14 protein-coding genes and 1 other annotated feature are annotated in these 14,753 nt (G+C 56.4%); of the genes, 11 read left to right on the top strand and 3 right to left on the bottom strand.

Features of this window, described 5'->3' with window-relative positions:
• The first annotated feature begins 4 nt into the window (after nt 1–4).
• The 3 genes from creB to creD are packed head-to-tail and all read left to right on the top strand — an operon-like array spanning nt 5 to nt 3,526.
• On the top strand, nt 5–694 hold the full coding sequence (gene creB / locus ACOYA6_RS13670) for a two-component system response regulator CreB (protein WP_039030454.1): 690 nt from the start codon (nt 5–7) through the stop codon (nt 692–694).
• Nucleotides 694–2,118 (top strand): two-component system sensor histidine kinase CreC, encoded by a 1,425-nt coding sequence (gene creC / locus ACOYA6_RS13665; protein ID WP_422654841.1) that lies wholly within the window; start codon nt 694–696, stop codon nt 2,116–2,118. Before creB ends, creC begins: the two co-directional genes overlap by 1 nt.
• Nucleotides 2,119–2,176: 58 nt before the next feature.
• Nucleotides 2,177–3,526 (top strand): cell envelope integrity protein CreD, encoded by a 1,350-nt coding sequence (creD, locus tag ACOYA6_RS13660; protein ID WP_422654840.1) that lies wholly within the window; start codon nt 2,177–2,179, stop codon nt 3,524–3,526.
• A 45-nt stretch (nt 3,527–3,571) separates the two neighbouring features.
• On the opposite strand, the gene arcA is transcribed toward creD, so the two are convergent.
• On the bottom strand, nt 3,572–4,288 hold the full coding sequence (gene arcA / locus ACOYA6_RS13655) for a two-component system response regulator ArcA (RefSeq protein WP_039030451.1): 717 nt from the start codon (nt 4,286–4,288) through the stop codon (nt 3,572–3,574).
• Nucleotides 4,289–4,383: 95 nt separating this feature from the next.
• Between arcA and yjjY the strand changes: the two genes are divergently transcribed.
• From yjjY to ACOYA6_RS13620, 7 genes are all read left to right on the top strand, one after another.
• Nucleotides 4,384–4,524, top strand: a complete 141-nt coding sequence (gene yjjY / locus ACOYA6_RS13650; RefSeq protein ID WP_001541509.1) for a YjjY family protein — start codon at nt 4,384–4,386, stop codon at nt 4,522–4,524.
• 399 nt (nt 4,525–4,923) lie between these two features.
• Nucleotides 4,924–5,610 carry a tRNA/rRNA methyltransferase gene (locus tag ACOYA6_RS13645; RefSeq protein WP_039030450.1) on the top strand — a complete coding sequence of 229 codons (687 nt, stop codon included), beginning with the start codon at nt 4,924–4,926 and terminating at the stop codon, nt 5,608–5,610.
• Between the two features lie 212 nt (nt 5,611–5,822).
• Nucleotides 5,823–5,891 (top strand): thr operon leader peptide, encoded by a 69-nt coding sequence (gene thrL / locus ACOYA6_RS13640; RefSeq protein WP_138370475.1) that lies wholly within the window; start codon nt 5,823–5,825, stop codon nt 5,889–5,891.
• Nucleotides 5,830–5,947 (top strand) — a sequence feature (Thr leader region). Its footprint overlaps the gene before it by 62 nt.
• 25 nt (nt 5,948–5,972) lie before the next feature.
• The gene (thrA, locus tag ACOYA6_RS13635; protein WP_138370389.1) at nt 5,973–8,435 is read left to right on the top strand and encodes a bifunctional aspartate kinase/homoserine dehydrogenase I; all 2,463 of its coding nucleotides are present in this window, start codon (nt 5,973–5,975) and stop codon (nt 8,433–8,435) included.
• A gap of 1 nt (nt 8,436) precedes the next feature.
• A complete protein-coding gene (gene thrB / locus ACOYA6_RS13630) occupies nt 8,437–9,366 on the top strand; it encodes a homoserine kinase (RefSeq protein ID WP_039030449.1) in 930 nt (309 codons plus the stop codon).
• 3 nt (nt 9,367–9,369) lie between these two features.
• Nucleotides 9,370–10,656 carry a threonine synthase gene (gene thrC / locus ACOYA6_RS13625; protein ID WP_139564281.1) on the top strand — a complete coding sequence of 429 codons (1,287 nt, stop codon included), beginning with the start codon at nt 9,370–9,372 and terminating at the stop codon, nt 10,654–10,656.
• A 250-nt stretch (nt 10,657–10,906) separates the two neighbouring features.
• The gene (locus ACOYA6_RS13620; RefSeq protein WP_039030447.1) at nt 10,907–11,194 is read left to right on the top strand and encodes a DUF2502 domain-containing protein; all 288 of its coding nucleotides are present in this window, start codon (nt 10,907–10,909) and stop codon (nt 11,192–11,194) included.
• Between the two features lie 30 nt (nt 11,195–11,224).
• Here ACOYA6_RS13620 and yaaA read toward each other — a convergent pair whose 3' ends face one another.
• Nucleotides 11,225–11,998, bottom strand: a complete 774-nt coding sequence (gene yaaA / locus ACOYA6_RS13615; protein ID WP_039030446.1) for a peroxide stress protein YaaA — start codon at nt 11,996–11,998, stop codon at nt 11,225–11,227.
• Between the two features lie 66 nt (nt 11,999–12,064).
• Nucleotides 12,065–13,495 (bottom strand): alanine/glycine:cation symporter family protein, encoded by a 1,431-nt coding sequence (locus ACOYA6_RS13610; protein ID WP_422654839.1) that lies wholly within the window; start codon nt 13,493–13,495, stop codon nt 12,065–12,067.
• Between the two features lie 261 nt (nt 13,496–13,756).
• Here ACOYA6_RS13610 and tal point away from each other — a divergent pair, with 261 nt between their 5' ends.
• Nucleotides 13,757–14,710: a transaldolase gene (gene tal, locus ACOYA6_RS13605; protein ID WP_039030444.1), complete on the top strand. Its 954-nt coding sequence runs from the start codon at nt 13,757–13,759 to the stop codon at nt 14,708–14,710.
• Nucleotides 14,711–14,753 lie beyond the last annotated feature (43 nt).

Genomic DNA, 14,753 nt, shown 5'->3' with positions numbered 1-14,753 from the left:
CAGCATGCAGCAACCTGTGGTCTGGCTGGTTGAAGATGAAATCAGCATTGCCGATACGCTGATCTATATGCTCCAGCAGGAGGGGTTTGCGGTGACGGCCTTTGAGCGTGGCCTGCCGGTGCTGGAGGAGGCGCGCCGACAGAGCCCGGCGATCGCCATCCTGGACGTGGGGCTGCCGGATATCAGCGGGTTTGAACTGTGCCGTCAGCTTTTGGCCCTGCATCCCTCGCTGCCGGTGCTGTTCCTGACGGCCCGCAGCGATGAGGTGGATAAGCTGCTCGGGCTTGAGATCGGTGCGGATGATTACGTCGCCAAACCCTTTTCCCCCCGGGAGGTATGCGCCCGGGTGCGGACCATTCTGCGGCGCATGCAAAAATCCGCCGCGCCTTCAGAGATCGTTCGTATCGGCCAGTTTGAGCTGAACGAACCTGCCGCCAGAATCAGCTGGTTTGGTGAGCCCTTACCCCTGACGCGCTACGAGTTCCTGCTGCTCAAAACGCTGCTGAACGCGCCGGGCCGCGTCTTTTCTCGCCAGCAGCTGATGGATAAGGTGTGGGGGGAAGAGGGCGACAGTTTCGATCGCACCGTCGACACTCATATCAAAACTCTGCGCGCCAAGCTTCGGGCGGTAAACGATCGGCTCTCCCCCATCAGTACCCATCGCGGCATGGGCTATAGTCTGGGACTGTATTAATGCGCATCGGCATGCGGCTGTTGCTGGGCTACTTCCTGATCGTGGCCATCGCCGCGTGGTTTGTGCTGTCGATCTTTGTTCAGGAGGTGAAGCCCGGCGTGCGCAGGGCCACCGAAGGGACGCTGATTGACACCGCGACGCTGCTGGCGGAGGTGGGGCGAGACGACTTGCTCTCGGACAACCCGCAGGAAGGCAAGCTGGCCCAGGCCTTTTCCCGCCTCCATCAGCGTCCGTTTCGCGCCAATATTGGCGGCATCCACAAAGTGCGTAACGAGTATCACGTCTACATGACCGATGCCCGCGGCAGGGTAGTATTTGACTCCGCCGGACGTGCGGTGGGCGAGGATTACTCACGCTGGAACGACGTCTGGCTGACCCTGCGCGGGGAGTACGGCGCCCGCAGCACTCCGGGCAATCCGCAGGATCCTGAGAGCACGGTGATGTACGTTGCCGCGCCGGTGGTGGATCAGGGCAAGATCATCGGCGTGCTGTCGGTCGGAAAACCCAACAGCGCGATGGCGCCGGTGATCCAGCGCAGCGAGCGGCGGATCCTGTGGGCAGGCGGGGCGTTGCTGGGCCTGGCGTTGCTCATTGGTCTGGCGGTGGCCTGGTGGATCAACCGCTCGATTAACACGCTGTCGCGCTATGCCGACTCGGTGACCACGGATAGCCCTCTGCCGTTGCCCGATCCGGGCAGCAGTGAACTGCGCAAGCTGGCGCAGGCATTAGAGAACATGCGCGTTCGCCTGGAGGGGAAAAATTACATCGAACACTATGTGCACGCGCTCACCCACGAGCTGAAAAGCCCGCTGGCCGCCATTCGCGGGGCGGCGGAGATCCTGGCAGAGCAGCCCCCGCCGCAGGTGGCGGCGCGGTTTATCGATAACATTCTGGTGCAAAACGCGCGCATGCAGTCGCTGGTGGAAAAACTTCTCGCTCAGGCGCGGCTGGAAAACCGGGTCGAGATTGTTCCGGTCAGCGTCAGCATTGACGAGCTGTTCTCGCGACTTGCCGACGCGCGCGCGGCGACGCTGGCCTCGCGAAATATCACCCTGAGCTGGCAAAAGAGCGGGTGCTGCGTGGAGGGGGATGCCGATCTGCTTGAGCAGGCGCTGGGCAATTTACTGGATAACGCTATCGACTTCACGCCGCAGGGTGGGACGATCCAGCTTGCGGCCAATCAGTCTCACAGGCAGGTTGAGATCGCCGTGACCGATACCGGAAGTGGGATACCGGATTACGCCCGGCCGCGAATTTTTGAACGCTTCTATTCGCTCCCGCGCCAGAACGGGCTGAAAAGCAGCGGGTTGGGGTTGGCGTTTGTGCAGGAGGTGGCGCGTCTGCATCAGGGAAGTATCGATCTGCAAAACCGTACTGACGGCGGCGTGATCGCCACGCTGACACTTCACCGTCCCTTCACATAACTTCAAACTGGCCCCACATAGCGTTGTTAGGCTCTCCCCATCACAAAGGAGACCTGATATGAAATCCCCCCTGTTCTGGAAAGTCACCACCCTGTTGGGGTGCATCCTGCTGTTACTCGTCCCGCTGATGATGGTGGGCAACCTGATTTCGGAGCGCGAGAGCTACCGCGACGAGGTCGAAAATACCCTGCGTCAAAGCACCAGCGGCCCGCAGCAGCTGGTCGGCCCGCTGATCGCCATTCCGGTGACGGAGGTCTATTACAAGCAGGAGGACGCGAAAAAGGTAGAGTACAAGAAGCGTTATATGCACTTCATTCTGCCGGAGACGCTCCGTGTCGATGGCAAGCAGCACGTGCAGACGCGAAGCATCGGCATTTATGACGGGCAAATCTGGAATAGCGATCTCAACATTAAGGCGCAGTTCACCACGGAAAAACTGGCGGAGCTTGAGGGTGAGACGATGACGCTCGGCAAGCCGTTTATCGTGGTCGGCGTGGGTGACGCGCGCGGGATTGGCGCAGTGAGCATCTCAAAAATCAATGGTGAGACGCTTAACATCGAGCCCGGCGCTGGCGTGTATGGGGCGTTATCCGGCATTCATATTCCGCTGACCGACAAGGCGCTGGAGTCTAAAACCCTCTCGCTGGAGATGTCGCTGAATCTGGCCGGCACCGGTAGCTTTGCGGTGGTTCCGGTGGGACGTAACAGCGAGATGACCCTTACCAGCAACTGGCCGCACCCGGGCTTTATGGGCAATTACCTGCCGGTTAAGCATGAGATTAGCGCGTCCGGTTTCCAGGCGAACTGGAAAAGCAGCTGGTTTGCGAACAATCTGGCGGGCTGGTTCAACGACAATGAGGTTCCAGAATGGAACGCGATCCCGGCGTTCAGCGTCACGGTTGCGACCCCTGCCGACCAGTATCAGCTGACCGACCGGGCGATTAAGTACGCCATTCTACTGATTGCGTTGACGTTTATGGCCTTCTTCGTCTTCGAAACCTTAACCGGGCTGCGGCTGCACCCGATGCAGTATCTGCTGGTGGGGCTGGCGCTGGTGCTGTTCTACCTGGTGCTGCTGGCGTTATCTGAGCATGTGGGATTCACTCCGGCATGGATTATCGCCAGCCTGGTGGGAGCATTAATGAACGGTGTCTACCTGCAGGCGGTGCTGAAAAGCTGGAAACGCAGCGGCCTGTTTGTGCTGGCGCTGCTGGGGCTGGACGTGGTGATGTGGTTCCTGCTGCGTTCGGAAGACAGCGCGTTGCTGCTGGGTTCAGCCGTACTGGCACTGGCGCTGTTTGCGGTGATGTACCTTACGCGGCACTTTGACTGGTACTCGCTCTCCCAGCCGAAACGCACGGAGCCACCGGCGTCACCGGATAAAGATGCGATGCGGATATGGAAATAAAAAAACGGCGCGAAAGCGCCGTTTTTTTATGGCTTGCGTGCGGGATTACTCCTGCAGGTCGCCGCAGAAACGATAGCCTTCACCATGAATGGTGGCGATGATTTCTGGGGTATCCGGCGTGGATTCGAAGTGTTTACGAATACGGCGGATAGTTACATCGACGGTACGGTCGTGCGGCTTCAGCTCACGGCCGGTCATTTTTTTCAGCAGTTCTGCACGGGACTGGATCTTGCCCGGGTTTTCGCAGAAGTGCAGCATGGCGCGGAATTCACTGCGCGGCAGCTTATACTGGTCGCCCTGTGGACTCACCAGAGAACGGCTATTGATATCAAGTTCCCAGCCGTTGAATTTGTAGCTCTCTACGCTACGACGCTCTTCGCTGACCGTGCCCAGGTTCATGGTGCGGGACAGCAGGTTGCGTGCACGAATGGTTAACTCGCGTGGGTTAAACGGTTTGGTGATGTAGTCATCCGCACCGATTTCCAGGCCAAGAATTTTATCAACTTCGTTGTCGCGGCCGGTCAGGAACATTAACGCAACGTTCGCCTGCTCGCGCAGTTCACGCGCCAGCAGAAGGCCGTTTTTACCCGGCAGGTTAATGTCCATGATAACCAGGTTGATATCATTTTCAGAAAGGATCTGATGCATCTCTGCGCCATCGGTCGCTTCAAAGACATCGTAGCCTTCTGCTTCGAAAATGCTCTTTAACGTGTTGCGTGTTACCAACTCGTCTTCAACGATAAGAATGTGCGGGGTCTGCATGTTTGCTACCTAAATTGCCAACTAAATCGAAACAGGAAGTACAAAAGTCCCTGACCTGCCTGATACATGCCACAAATTAACATGACCGGCGTAACGTGACTAAAGTACGTAATTGCGTTCTTGATGCACTTTCCATCAACGTCAACAACATCATTAGCTTGGTCGTGGGTACTTTCCCTCTGGACCCGACAGTGTCAAAAACGGCTGTCATCCTAACCATTTTAACAGCAACATAACAGGCTAAGTGACACCGGACACCCAATAAAACTACGCTTCGTTGACATATATCAAGTTCAATTGTAGCACGTTAACAGTTTGATGAAATCATCGTAGCGGATTGCTAGCCTTTGTCACAAATTTTCAATAAACCAACTAGTTGCAGTAGTTTATTAATAAACAAGGTGAATCCAATGTCAACATTGAGCCTGAGAAACTATTATCATTATTAAACATAAGGATAAGCGTTGTTCTTTAACATTATCGCGTAAAGTTCATTCATGAAATAGTTTAGTGTTTTTAATTTGTAGTGAAACGCTATTTCGGTGATTTCTGTTGCAAATTTGTAAATTCGTGATGCGTAATATGATGATGCCCATCACATTTTTATCGGCTAACTGCCTAAAAAGAGAACATAAATGCATTTGTCTATCGTACTGGTTTCCCCAGCAAGAGCAGAGAATATCGGCGCCGCCGCACGGGCCATGAAGACCATGGGGTTTACCGATTTACGTATTGTCGCCAGTGAAGCGCACGCCGAGCCTGCGGCGCGTCGTGTCGCGCATGGATCGGGAGATATCCTCGATAATTTAACCACTTACGAAACGCTTGCCGACGCGCTGCACGATATTTCTTTTACCGTAGCGACGACCGCCCGCGGTCGCTCAAAGTTCCATTACTACGCCACGCCCGCTGAGCTGGTGCCTTTACTGGCAGAAAAAAGTCAGTGGCTGCCCAAAATGGCGCTGGTTTTTGGCCGCGAAGATTCCGGCCTGACGAACGAGGAACTGGAACTTGCGGACGTGCTGACCGGCGTGCCGATGGTGGCAGATTATCCGTCGCTGAATTTGGGTCAGGCCGTGATGGTCTACTGCTATCAATTAGCATCCTTGATGCAAAACCCTGCTTCGCCTCCGGCTGAGGTGGATGAAAACCAACTTTCTGCTTTGCGTTCGCGCACTGAACGTCTGTTGACGTCGCTGAATGTCGCCGACGACCAAAAAATGGCGGAGTGGTTACAGCAGCGGTTGGGTCTGTTAGGACAGCGAGACACGGCAATGTTGCACAGATTACTGCACGATATCGAAAAAAAACTGGCAGAGTAAAACGCTGTCATAGTTTTTCGTTATGGTTGAATGCTCCAAAAAGTGAGCTGTGTACGGTCTGATCTGGACGGAAATAAAAACTCAGGCAGAGAGACGTGAAAGGGCCGGAAAATGTGATCAAATTAGAAATTCGTTGACTTACCGGCAGGTTTGCTTTAACCAATAGAGTCAGACAGCACAGACAGATAAAAATTACAGAGTACACAACATCCATGAAACGCATCAGCATCATCACCATTACCACAACCATCACCATTACCACAGGTAACGGTGCGGGCTGACGCGTACAGGAAACACAGAAAAAAGCCCGCACCTGAACAGTGCGGGCTTTTTTTTCGGCCAAAGATTACGAGGTAACAACCATGCGAGTGTTGAAGTTCGGCGGTACATCAGTGGCAAATGCAGAACGATTTCTGCGTGTTGCCGATATCCTGGAGAGTAATGCCAGGCAGGGGCAGGTGGCGACGGTACTCTCTGCCCCGGCTAAAATTACCAATCACCTGGTGGCGATGATTGAGAAAACCATCGGGGGTCAGGATGCGCTGGTGAACATCAGCGACGCTGAGCAGATTTTTGCCAGCCTGCTGCAGGGCCTGGCAGATGCACAACCTGGTTTTCCTCACGCCCAGCTCAAGGCCTTTGTTGAGCAAGAATTCGCCCAGATCAAACACGTTCTGCATGGTATCAGCCTGTTGGGGCAGTGCCCGGACAGCATTAACGCGGCGCTGATCTGCCGCGGTGAAAAGCTCTCTATCGCCATCATGGCGGGCCTTTTGGAAGCGCGCGGCCATAACGTCACGGTGATCGATCCCGTCGAAAAACTGCTCGCTGTTGGTCATTACCTCGAATCCACCGTAGATATCGCCGAATCTACCCGCCGCATTGCGGCAGGCAAAATCCCTGCCGACCATATGATCCTGATGGCGGGCTTCACCGCCGGGAATGAAAAAGGGGAGCTGGTGGTGCTGGGCCGTAACGGCTCTGACTACTCCGCCGCCGTGCTGGCCGCCTGTCTGCGCGCCGACTGCTGTGAAATCTGGACCGACGTCGACGGCGTCTATACCTGCGACCCGCGCCAGGTGCCCGATGCCCGCCTGCTGAAGTCGATGTCTTATCAGGAAGCGATGGAGCTCTCCTACTTCGGCGCCAAAGTGCTTCACCCTCGTACCATCGCCCCTATCGCCCAGTTCCAGATCCCTTGCCTGATTAAAAATACCGGCAATCCGCAGGCGCCAGGTACGCTGATTGGCGCCAGCAGCAATGAAGATGGGCTGCCGGTGAAAGGCATCTCCAACCTCAATAACATGGCGATGTTCAACGTCTCCGGGCCGGGCATGAAAGGCATGGTCGGCATGGCGGCGCGCGTGTTTGCGGCTATGTCGCGCAACGGTATCTCGGTGGTGCTCATCACCCAGTCCTCGTCTGAATACAGCATCAGCTTCTGCGTCCCGCAGGTGGACTGCCTGCGTGCCCGCCGCGCGCTGGAAGAAGAGTTCTATCTGGAGCTGAAAGAAGAGCTTCTGGAGCCGATGGCGATTCAGGAGCATCTGGCGATCATCTCCGTGGTGGGTGACGGCATGCGCACCCTGCGCGGCATCTCTGCGAAGTTCTTTGCCGCGCTGGCGCGGGCGAACATCAATATTGTCGCCATTGCCCAGGGCTCCTCGGAGCGTTCTATCTCCGTGGTGGTGAATAATGACGATGCCACTACCGGCGTGCGCGTGACGCACCAGATGCTGTTCAACACCGATCAGGTCATCGAGGTATTCCTGATTGGCGTCGGCGGCGTCGGTGGAGCGTTACTGGAGCAGCTTAAGCGCCAGCAGGAGTGGCTCAAGAAAAAGCATATCGACCTGCGCGTCTGCGGTATTGCCAACTCCAGAGCCCTGCTGACCAACGTTCACGGGCTGAATCTGGAGAACTGGCAGGCAGAGCTGGCGGAAGCGAAAGAGCCGTTTAATCTTGGCCGCCTGATCCGCCTTGTGAAAGAGTACCATCTGCTGAACCCGGTGATTGTCGACTGTACGTCCCATCAGGCGGTGGCCGATCAGTATGCCGACTTCCTGCGCGAAGGTTTCCACGTGGTGACGCCAAACAAAAAGGCCAACACCTCGTCGATGGATTACTACCATCAGATGCGCCATGCGGCGGCGAAATCACGGCGTAAGTTCCTGTATGACACCAACGTTGGTGCCGGGCTGCCGGTTATCGAAAACCTGCAAAACCTGCTCAACGCCGGTGATGAACTCCAGCGTTTTTCCGGCATCCTGTCGGGCTCGCTCTCCTTTATCTTTGGCAAGCTGGACGAGGGCATGAGCCTGTCGGAAGCGACCAAAGTGGCGCGTGAGCTGGGTTACACCGAACCCGACCCGCGTGACGATCTCTCCGGCATGGATGTGGCGCGCAAGCTGCTGATCCTCGCCCGCGAAACGGGGCGTGAGCTGGAGCTGTCGGATATCGTCATCGAACCGGTCCTGCCGGAAGGTTTTGACGACTCGGGCGATGTTGCGACTTTTATGGCTAACCTGCCGCAGCTGGATGACGCTTTTGCGTCCCGCGTCGCAAAAGCCCGTGATGAAGGCAAGGTATTGCGCTATGTTGGCAACATCGAAGAAGACGGCGTCTGCCGGGTCAAAGTCGCGGCGGTAGACGGTAACGATCCGCTGTTCAAAGTGAAAAATGGCGAAAACGCCCTCGCGTTTTACAGCCACTATTATCAGCCACTGCCGTTGGTCCTTCGCGGCTATGGCGCGGGGAACGATGTCACGGCGGCGGGGGTGTTTGCCGATCTGCTGCGTACCCTGTCATGGAAGTTAGGAGTTTAACATGGTCAAAGTTTATGCCCCGGCTTCCAGCGCCAATATGAGCGTCGGGTTTGATGTGCTGGGCGCGGCGGTGACGCCGGTGAATGGCGCATTGCTGGGTGATACGGTTACGGTAGAAGCCGCGGAGAGCTTCAGTCTGAACAACGTCGGGCGTTTCGCCAGCAAGCTGCCGACCGACCCGCGCGAGAATATTGTCTATCAGTGCTGGGAGCGTTTTTGTCAGGAGATCGGTAAAAACGTGCCGGTCGCCATGACGCTGGAAAAAAGCATGCCGATTGGCTCCGGGCTGGGTTCGAGCGCCTGTTCGGTGGTCGCCGGGCTGGTGGCGATGAACGAACATTGCGGCAAACCGCTGAATAACACCCGTCTGCTGGCCCTGATGGGCGAGCTGGAAGGGCGCATCTCCGGCAGCATTCATTATGATAACGTCGCCCCTTGTTTCCTGGGCGGTATGCAGCTGATGATCGAAGAGAACGGCATCATCAGCCAGCAGGTGCCAGGCTTTGACGAGTGGCTGTGGGTACTGGCGTATCCGGGCATTAAAGTGTCGACCGCGGAAGCGCGCGCCATTCTGCCGGCGCAGTATCGCCGTCAGGACTGCATCGCGCACGGTCGTCATCTGGCGGGCTTTATTCATGCCTGCTATACCCGTCAGCCGCTTCTTGCGGCAAAACTGATGAAAGATGTTATTGCTGAGCCGTACCGCACCAAACTGCTGCCTGGCTTCAATGAAGCCCGCAGCGCCGCGCTGGATATCGGCGCGCTGGCCTGCGGTATTTCCGGTTCCGGGCCGACCCTGTTTGCACTCTGCGACAAGCCGGATACGGCTGAGCGGGTTGCGGGTTGGCTGGAGAAAAACTACCTGCAAAATCAGGAAGGCTTTGTTCATATTTGCCGTCTGGATACGGCGGGCGCACGAGTACTGGGATAAACGATGAAACTCTACAATCTTAAAGATCATAACGAGCAGGTAAGCTTTGCACAGGCCGTAACGCAGGGGCTGGGCAAAAACCAGGGGCTGTTCTTCCCGCACGACCTGCCGGAATTCGGTCTGACCGAAATCGACGACATGCTGAAGCAGGATTTCGTCACCCGCAGCACCAAAATTCTCTCCGCCTTTATCGGCGACGAGATCCCGCAGGAGCTGCTGGAAGAGCGCGTCCGCGCGGCCTTTGCCTTCCCGGCACCGGTAAGCCAGGTGGAGCCGGACGTCGGCTGTCTTGAGCTGTTCCACGGCCCGACGCTGGCCTTTAAAGATTTCGGCGGCCGCTTTATGGCGCAGATGCTGACCCACATCAGCGGCGATAAGCCGGTGACCATCCTGACGGCCACCTCCGGCGATACCGGTGCGGCGGTTGCGCATGCCTTCTACGGCCTGAAAAACGTCCGCGTGGTGATCCTCTATCCGCAGGGGAAAATCAGTCCGCTGCAGGAAAAACTGTTCTGTACTCTCGGCGGCAACATTGAAACCGTCGCCATCGACGGCGATTTCGATGCCTGTCAGGCGCTGGTTAAGCAGGCCTTCGATGATGAAGAGCTGAAGGTAGCGCTGGGTCTGAACTCCGCAAACTCCATCAACATCAGCCGTCTGCTGGCGCAGATCTGCTACTACTTCGAAGCGGTGGCGCAGCTGCCGCAGGAAGCGCGTAACCAGCTGGTGATCTCGGTGCCGAGCGGCAACTTTGGCGACCTGACCGCAGGCCTGCTGGCGAAGTCTCTGGGCCTGCCGGTGAAACGCTTTATCGCCGCCACCAACGCCAACGACACCGTTCCGCGCTTCCTGAAAGAGGGCAAGTGGACGCCAAACGTTACGCAGGCCACCCTGTCTAACGCGATGGATGTGTCCCAGCCTAACAACTGGCCGCGTGTGGAAGAGCTGTTCCGCCGTAAAATCTGGCGTCTGAACGAGCTGGGCTACGCGGCGGTGACCGACGAAACCACCAAAGAGACCATGCGTGAGCTGAAGCAGGTGGGTTACACCTCTGAACCGCACGCTGCGGTGGCCTATCGTGCCCTGCGCGATCAGCTGAACCCGGGCGAGTACGGCCTGTTCCTCGGCACGGCGCATCCGGCGAAGTTCAAAGAGAGCGTGGACGAGATCCTCGGTGAATCTCTGCCGCTGCCGAAAGAGCTGGCCGAGCGCGCCGATCTGCCGCTGCTGTCGCACAACCTGCCGGCCGATTTTGCTGCGCTGCGTAAGTTGATGATGACCCGCGGGTAAGCGCTTTTTGCCCGGTGGCGCTGCGCTTACCGGGCCTACAAAACATGCGATCGCGTAGGCCGGGTAAGGCGAAGCCGCCACCCGGCTTTTTTGTGAAGAAATTAAGGAGAAAAATAGCAGGGAAAAAGTAGAAATTCCCAATAAATGCGGTCACTTACAGAATAGGATTGCAGAGAATAACATCCTCCATGCCCCTCACGTAATCTCCTTACATCGGCCCACAACGGGCAGGATTAATAAGGAGTAACCTATGTCTAAACTGAAACCTGTGCTTATCGCGCTTTCTCTGATGCTGGTGGCTCCGATGGCGGTTCAGGCCTCTGAAATCACCCTGGTACCGGCGGTCAAATTACAGATTGGCGATCGGGATAAACAGGGACACTACTGGGATGGCGGCCGCTGGCGCGACCATGACTGGTGGAAGTCACATTATGAGTGGCGGGACAACCGCTGGCACCCGCATGACGGCCATCACGATAATCACCACAACGATCGTCATGACGATCACCGTCCGGGACCGGACTGGAAGCATCATTAACAAAACCCCGCCAGGTGGCGGGGTTTTGCATTACTGTTCGTGACGCTTAAAGACCAACTCGCCTTTTCCTGAAGCTTCTTCATCAAAGAAATAACCTTCGCTGTTAAAGGCGGTCAGTTGCTCTGGCTTCGTCAGGCGATTTTCAATGATGTAGCGGCTCATCAGTCCACGCGCCTTCTTGGCATAAAAGCTGATGACTTTAAACTTGCCGTTTTTCTCGTCGAGGAAGACCGGCTTAATAATCTCTGCATTCAGCTTCTTCGGTTTGACGGCTTTGAAATACTCATCCGACGCCAGATTGATGACAATGTTGTCACCCTGGGCTTCCAGGGCATCGTTCAGCTTGTTGGTAATGGTCTCGCCCCAGAATTGATAGAGATCTTTCCCTTTCGCATTTTCCAGGCGGATCCCCATCTCCAGACGGTAAGGCTGCATCAGATCCAGCGGGCGCAGCACGCCGTACAGGCCGGAGAGCATACGCAAATGCTGCTGGGCGAAATCAAAATCCGCTTCGCTAAAGGTTTCTGCCTGCAGGCCAGTGTAGACGTCGCCTTTGAAGGCCAGAATCGCCTGACGCGCATTCGACGGCGTGAAATCCGGCTGCCAGTCGTGAAAACGGGTGGCATTCAGATCCGCCAGCTTGTCACTGATGCTCATCAGGGTCGCAATTTGCGGGGCCGAAAGCTTACGCGCTTCGCGGATCAGCTGTTGCGAATGATCCAGCAGTTCCGGCTGGGTATAGCGCCCGGTGGCAAGTGGGCTCTGGTAGTCGAGCGTTTTAGCAGGTGAAATCAGAATCAGCATATCCAGTCCTTGCAGGGGAAGTGGTGCGACTTTATCAAAAAAACCGCCTCGAGTGATCGATGGCTGTTATCGACGCGGCAAATCATCCCAGGCGCCGGGGGCAAGCTGCTCTTCAATCTCGGGATAACGCGAGACGTCGAAAACCGGCTGAACCCCCAGCTTGCGCTGGCGCAGATAGTCCCGGGCGATCAGGGTCACCACCGGGGAGAGCAGCAGGATGGCCGTCAGGTTAGTGATCGCCATCAGGGCCATGATGATATCCGCCAGCTGCCAGACCGTCGGCAGGCTCAGCAGCGATCCGAGCAGCACCATCACTGCAACGCCGCCCCGCAACAGCCAGCGCGAGCGCCGGGCATCAGGGTGCAAAAAGAGCAGGTTGTTTTCGGCATAAATGTAATTCACCACAATTGAGCTGAAGGCGAACAGGATGATGATGAATCCCACGAATCCGGCACCCCAGCCTCCGGTCAGATTTATCAGCGCCTGCTGTATTATCTGTATGCCTGCGGTATCTGCCGGGAGATCCACCGGGCCTGCCAGCAGCACAATCATGGCGCTGGCGGTACAGATGATGATGGTATCGACGAATACGCCGATCATCTGCACGATCCCTTGGGAGGCCGGGTGAGGGGGCCAGGACGCGGCAGCTGCGGCGGCATTGGGGGTTGAGCCCATACCCGCTTCGTTGGAAAACATGCCGCGCTGAAAACCTGCCGTCAGGGCCTGACTCAGGGTGTAGCCCAGCGCTCCGGCCGCCGCTTCGCGCCAGCCAAAGGCGCTTTTAAAGATCAGGTTGAAAACCGCCGGTAACTGTTCGGCATGCCAGGCACAGATAAGCAGGCTGGCCATCACCCACAGCAGCGCCATCACCGGCACCATCCACTGCATCAACCTGGCGACGCCTTTAATACCGGTGACGACCACCACCAGGGTGAGCGCGGCCAGCGTGCCGCCGGTCAGGAGCTCAGGGCAATCGAAGGCAAAGCGCAGCGCGTGGGCGACAGAGTGGGCCTGAACGGTGTTGAAAATGAGGCCGTAGGCGACGAGCAAAAAGATCGAAAACAGCACGCCCATCCAGCGCATGCCCAGCCCGCGGGCCATATACCAGGCCGGGCCGCCGCGAAACTGCCCCTGTTTATCCGCTTCTTTATACAGCTGCGCTAACGAGCACTCCGCGAAGGAGGTCGCCATGCCGATGATGGCGGTCATCCACATCCAGAATATTGCCCCTGGACCACCGGCGGAGATCGCCAGCGCGACCCCGGCTAAATTCCCGCTGCCGACCCGGGCCGCCAGGCTGGTGCAGAGCGCCTGGAACGAGGTTAAACCTCCCGGCTGGGGGCTCAGGCTATTTTTCAGATTCTTTCGCAGTTGGGGGATAGAGCGAAACTGAATAAAGCCGCTGCGAACGGTGAACCAGATACCTGCCGCAAAAAGCAGGTAAATCATCATCGAACCCCACAGGACTTCATTAATAAACGACAGATAATCAGGCATTAACGTCCCTCTTGTTGATGCCAAAGTGAATAGGTAATCGTTTCGAATGATTGAGCAAACAGTTAATTAGCAGCCAATTAATTTGAGGAGTTTATCACAGTATTCTTCAGCGCATTGTCTGCGGTTGCGCTGACATTCCGTCGTGTTATCATCAGGGCAGACCGGTTACATCCCCCTAACAAGTAAACCTGTCATTTTTCCGTTTCTGGCATCCTGCTGGTAACGCGAATTATCCAGGGCAAGTTAAAGAGAAACACTATCATGACGGATAAATTAACCTCCCTTCGTCAGTTCACGACTGTTGTCGCTGACACCGGAGATATCGCGGCAATGAAGTTGTACCAGCCGCAGGATGCCACAACGAACCCTTCTCTGATCCTTAACGCTGCACAGATCCCTGAATACCGCAAACTGATTGATGAGGCTGTTGCCTGGGCGAAAAGCCAGAGCGATTCCCGCGATCAGCAGGTTGTTGATGCGACCGACAAACTGGCCGTCAACATTGGTCTGGAGATCCTGAAGCTGGTTCCGGGCCGTATCTCTACCGAAGTGGATGCGCGTCTGTCCTACGACACCGAAGCGTCCATCGCTAAAGCCAAACGCCTGATCAAACTGTACAACGATGCTGGCATCAGCAACGACCGTATCCTGATCAAACTGGCTTCCACCTGGCAGGGCATCCGCGCTGCAGAGCAGCTGGAAAAAGAAGGCATCAACTGTAACCTGACCCTGCTGTTCTCCTTCGCGCAGGCGCGCGCATGTGCAGAAGCGGGCGTGTTCCTGATCTCTCCATTCGTGGGCCGTATTCTGGACTGGTACAAATCCAATACCGATAAGAAAGAGTACGCGGCAGCTGAAGATCCGGGCGTGGTTTCCGTTACCGAGATTTACGAATACTACAAGCAGCACGGCTATGAAACCGTGGTGATGGGCGCAAGCTTCCGTAACGTGGGCGAGATCCTGGAACTGGCTGGCTGTGACCGCCTGACCATCGCACCTGCGCTGCTGAAAGAGCTGGCAGAAAGCGAAGGCGCAATCGAGCGTAAGCTGAGCTTCAGCGGCGAAGTGAAAGCCCGTCCAGAGCGCATCACTGAATCCGAGTTCCTGTGGCAGCACAACCAGGATCCAATGGCGGTAGACAAACTGGCGGACGGTATCCGTAAGTTTGCCATCGACCAGGAAAAACTGGAAAAAATGATCGGCGAACTGCTGTAATCATTCTGGCGTGACCGGGCTCCCGGTCACGCTACCTCTCTCG

This window comes from Leclercia barmai, assembly GCF_049312895.1.
Taxonomy (GTDB): Bacteria; Pseudomonadota; Gammaproteobacteria; order Enterobacterales; family Enterobacteriaceae; genus Enterobacter; species Enterobacter barmai.
This window is presented reverse-complemented; position numbering and strand designations above follow the sequence as displayed.

What these genes read in the sequence shown, in the direction of transcription:
- creB (WP_039030454.1), top strand. Translation starts at nt 5, where the DNA reads ATGCAGCAACCTGTGGTCTGGCTGGTTGAAGATGAAATCAGCATTGCC.
- ACOYA6_RS13610 (WP_422654839.1), bottom strand. Translation starts at nt 13,495, where the DNA reads ATGCCTGATTATCTGTCGTTTATTAATGAAGTCCTGTGGGGTTCGATG.
- creC (WP_422654841.1), top strand. Translation starts at nt 694, where the DNA reads ATGCGCATCGGCATGCGGCTGTTGCTGGGCTACTTCCTGATCGTGGCC.
- creD (WP_422654840.1), top strand. Translation starts at nt 2,177, where the DNA reads ATGAAATCCCCCCTGTTCTGGAAAGTCACCACCCTGTTGGGGTGCATC.
- arcA (WP_039030451.1), bottom strand. Translation starts at nt 4,288, where the DNA reads ATGCAGACCCCGCACATTCTTATCGTTGAAGACGAGTTGGTAACACGC.
- thrA (WP_138370389.1), top strand. Translation starts at nt 5,973, where the DNA reads ATGCGAGTGTTGAAGTTCGGCGGTACATCAGTGGCAAATGCAGAACGA.
- yaaA (WP_039030446.1), bottom strand. Translation starts at nt 11,998, where the DNA reads ATGCTGATTCTGATTTCACCTGCTAAAACGCTCGACTACCAGAGCCCA.
- thrB (WP_039030449.1), top strand. Translation starts at nt 8,437, where the DNA reads ATGGTCAAAGTTTATGCCCCGGCTTCCAGCGCCAATATGAGCGTCGGG.
- ACOYA6_RS13645 (WP_039030450.1), top strand. Translation starts at nt 4,924, where the DNA reads ATGCATTTGTCTATCGTACTGGTTTCCCCAGCAAGAGCAGAGAATATC.
- ACOYA6_RS13620 (WP_039030447.1), top strand. Translation starts at nt 10,907, where the DNA reads ATGTCTAAACTGAAACCTGTGCTTATCGCGCTTTCTCTGATGCTGGTG.
- tal (WP_039030444.1), top strand. Translation starts at nt 13,757, where the DNA reads ATGACGGATAAATTAACCTCCCTTCGTCAGTTCACGACTGTTGTCGCT.
- thrC (WP_139564281.1), top strand. Translation starts at nt 9,370, where the DNA reads ATGAAACTCTACAATCTTAAAGATCATAACGAGCAGGTAAGCTTTGCA.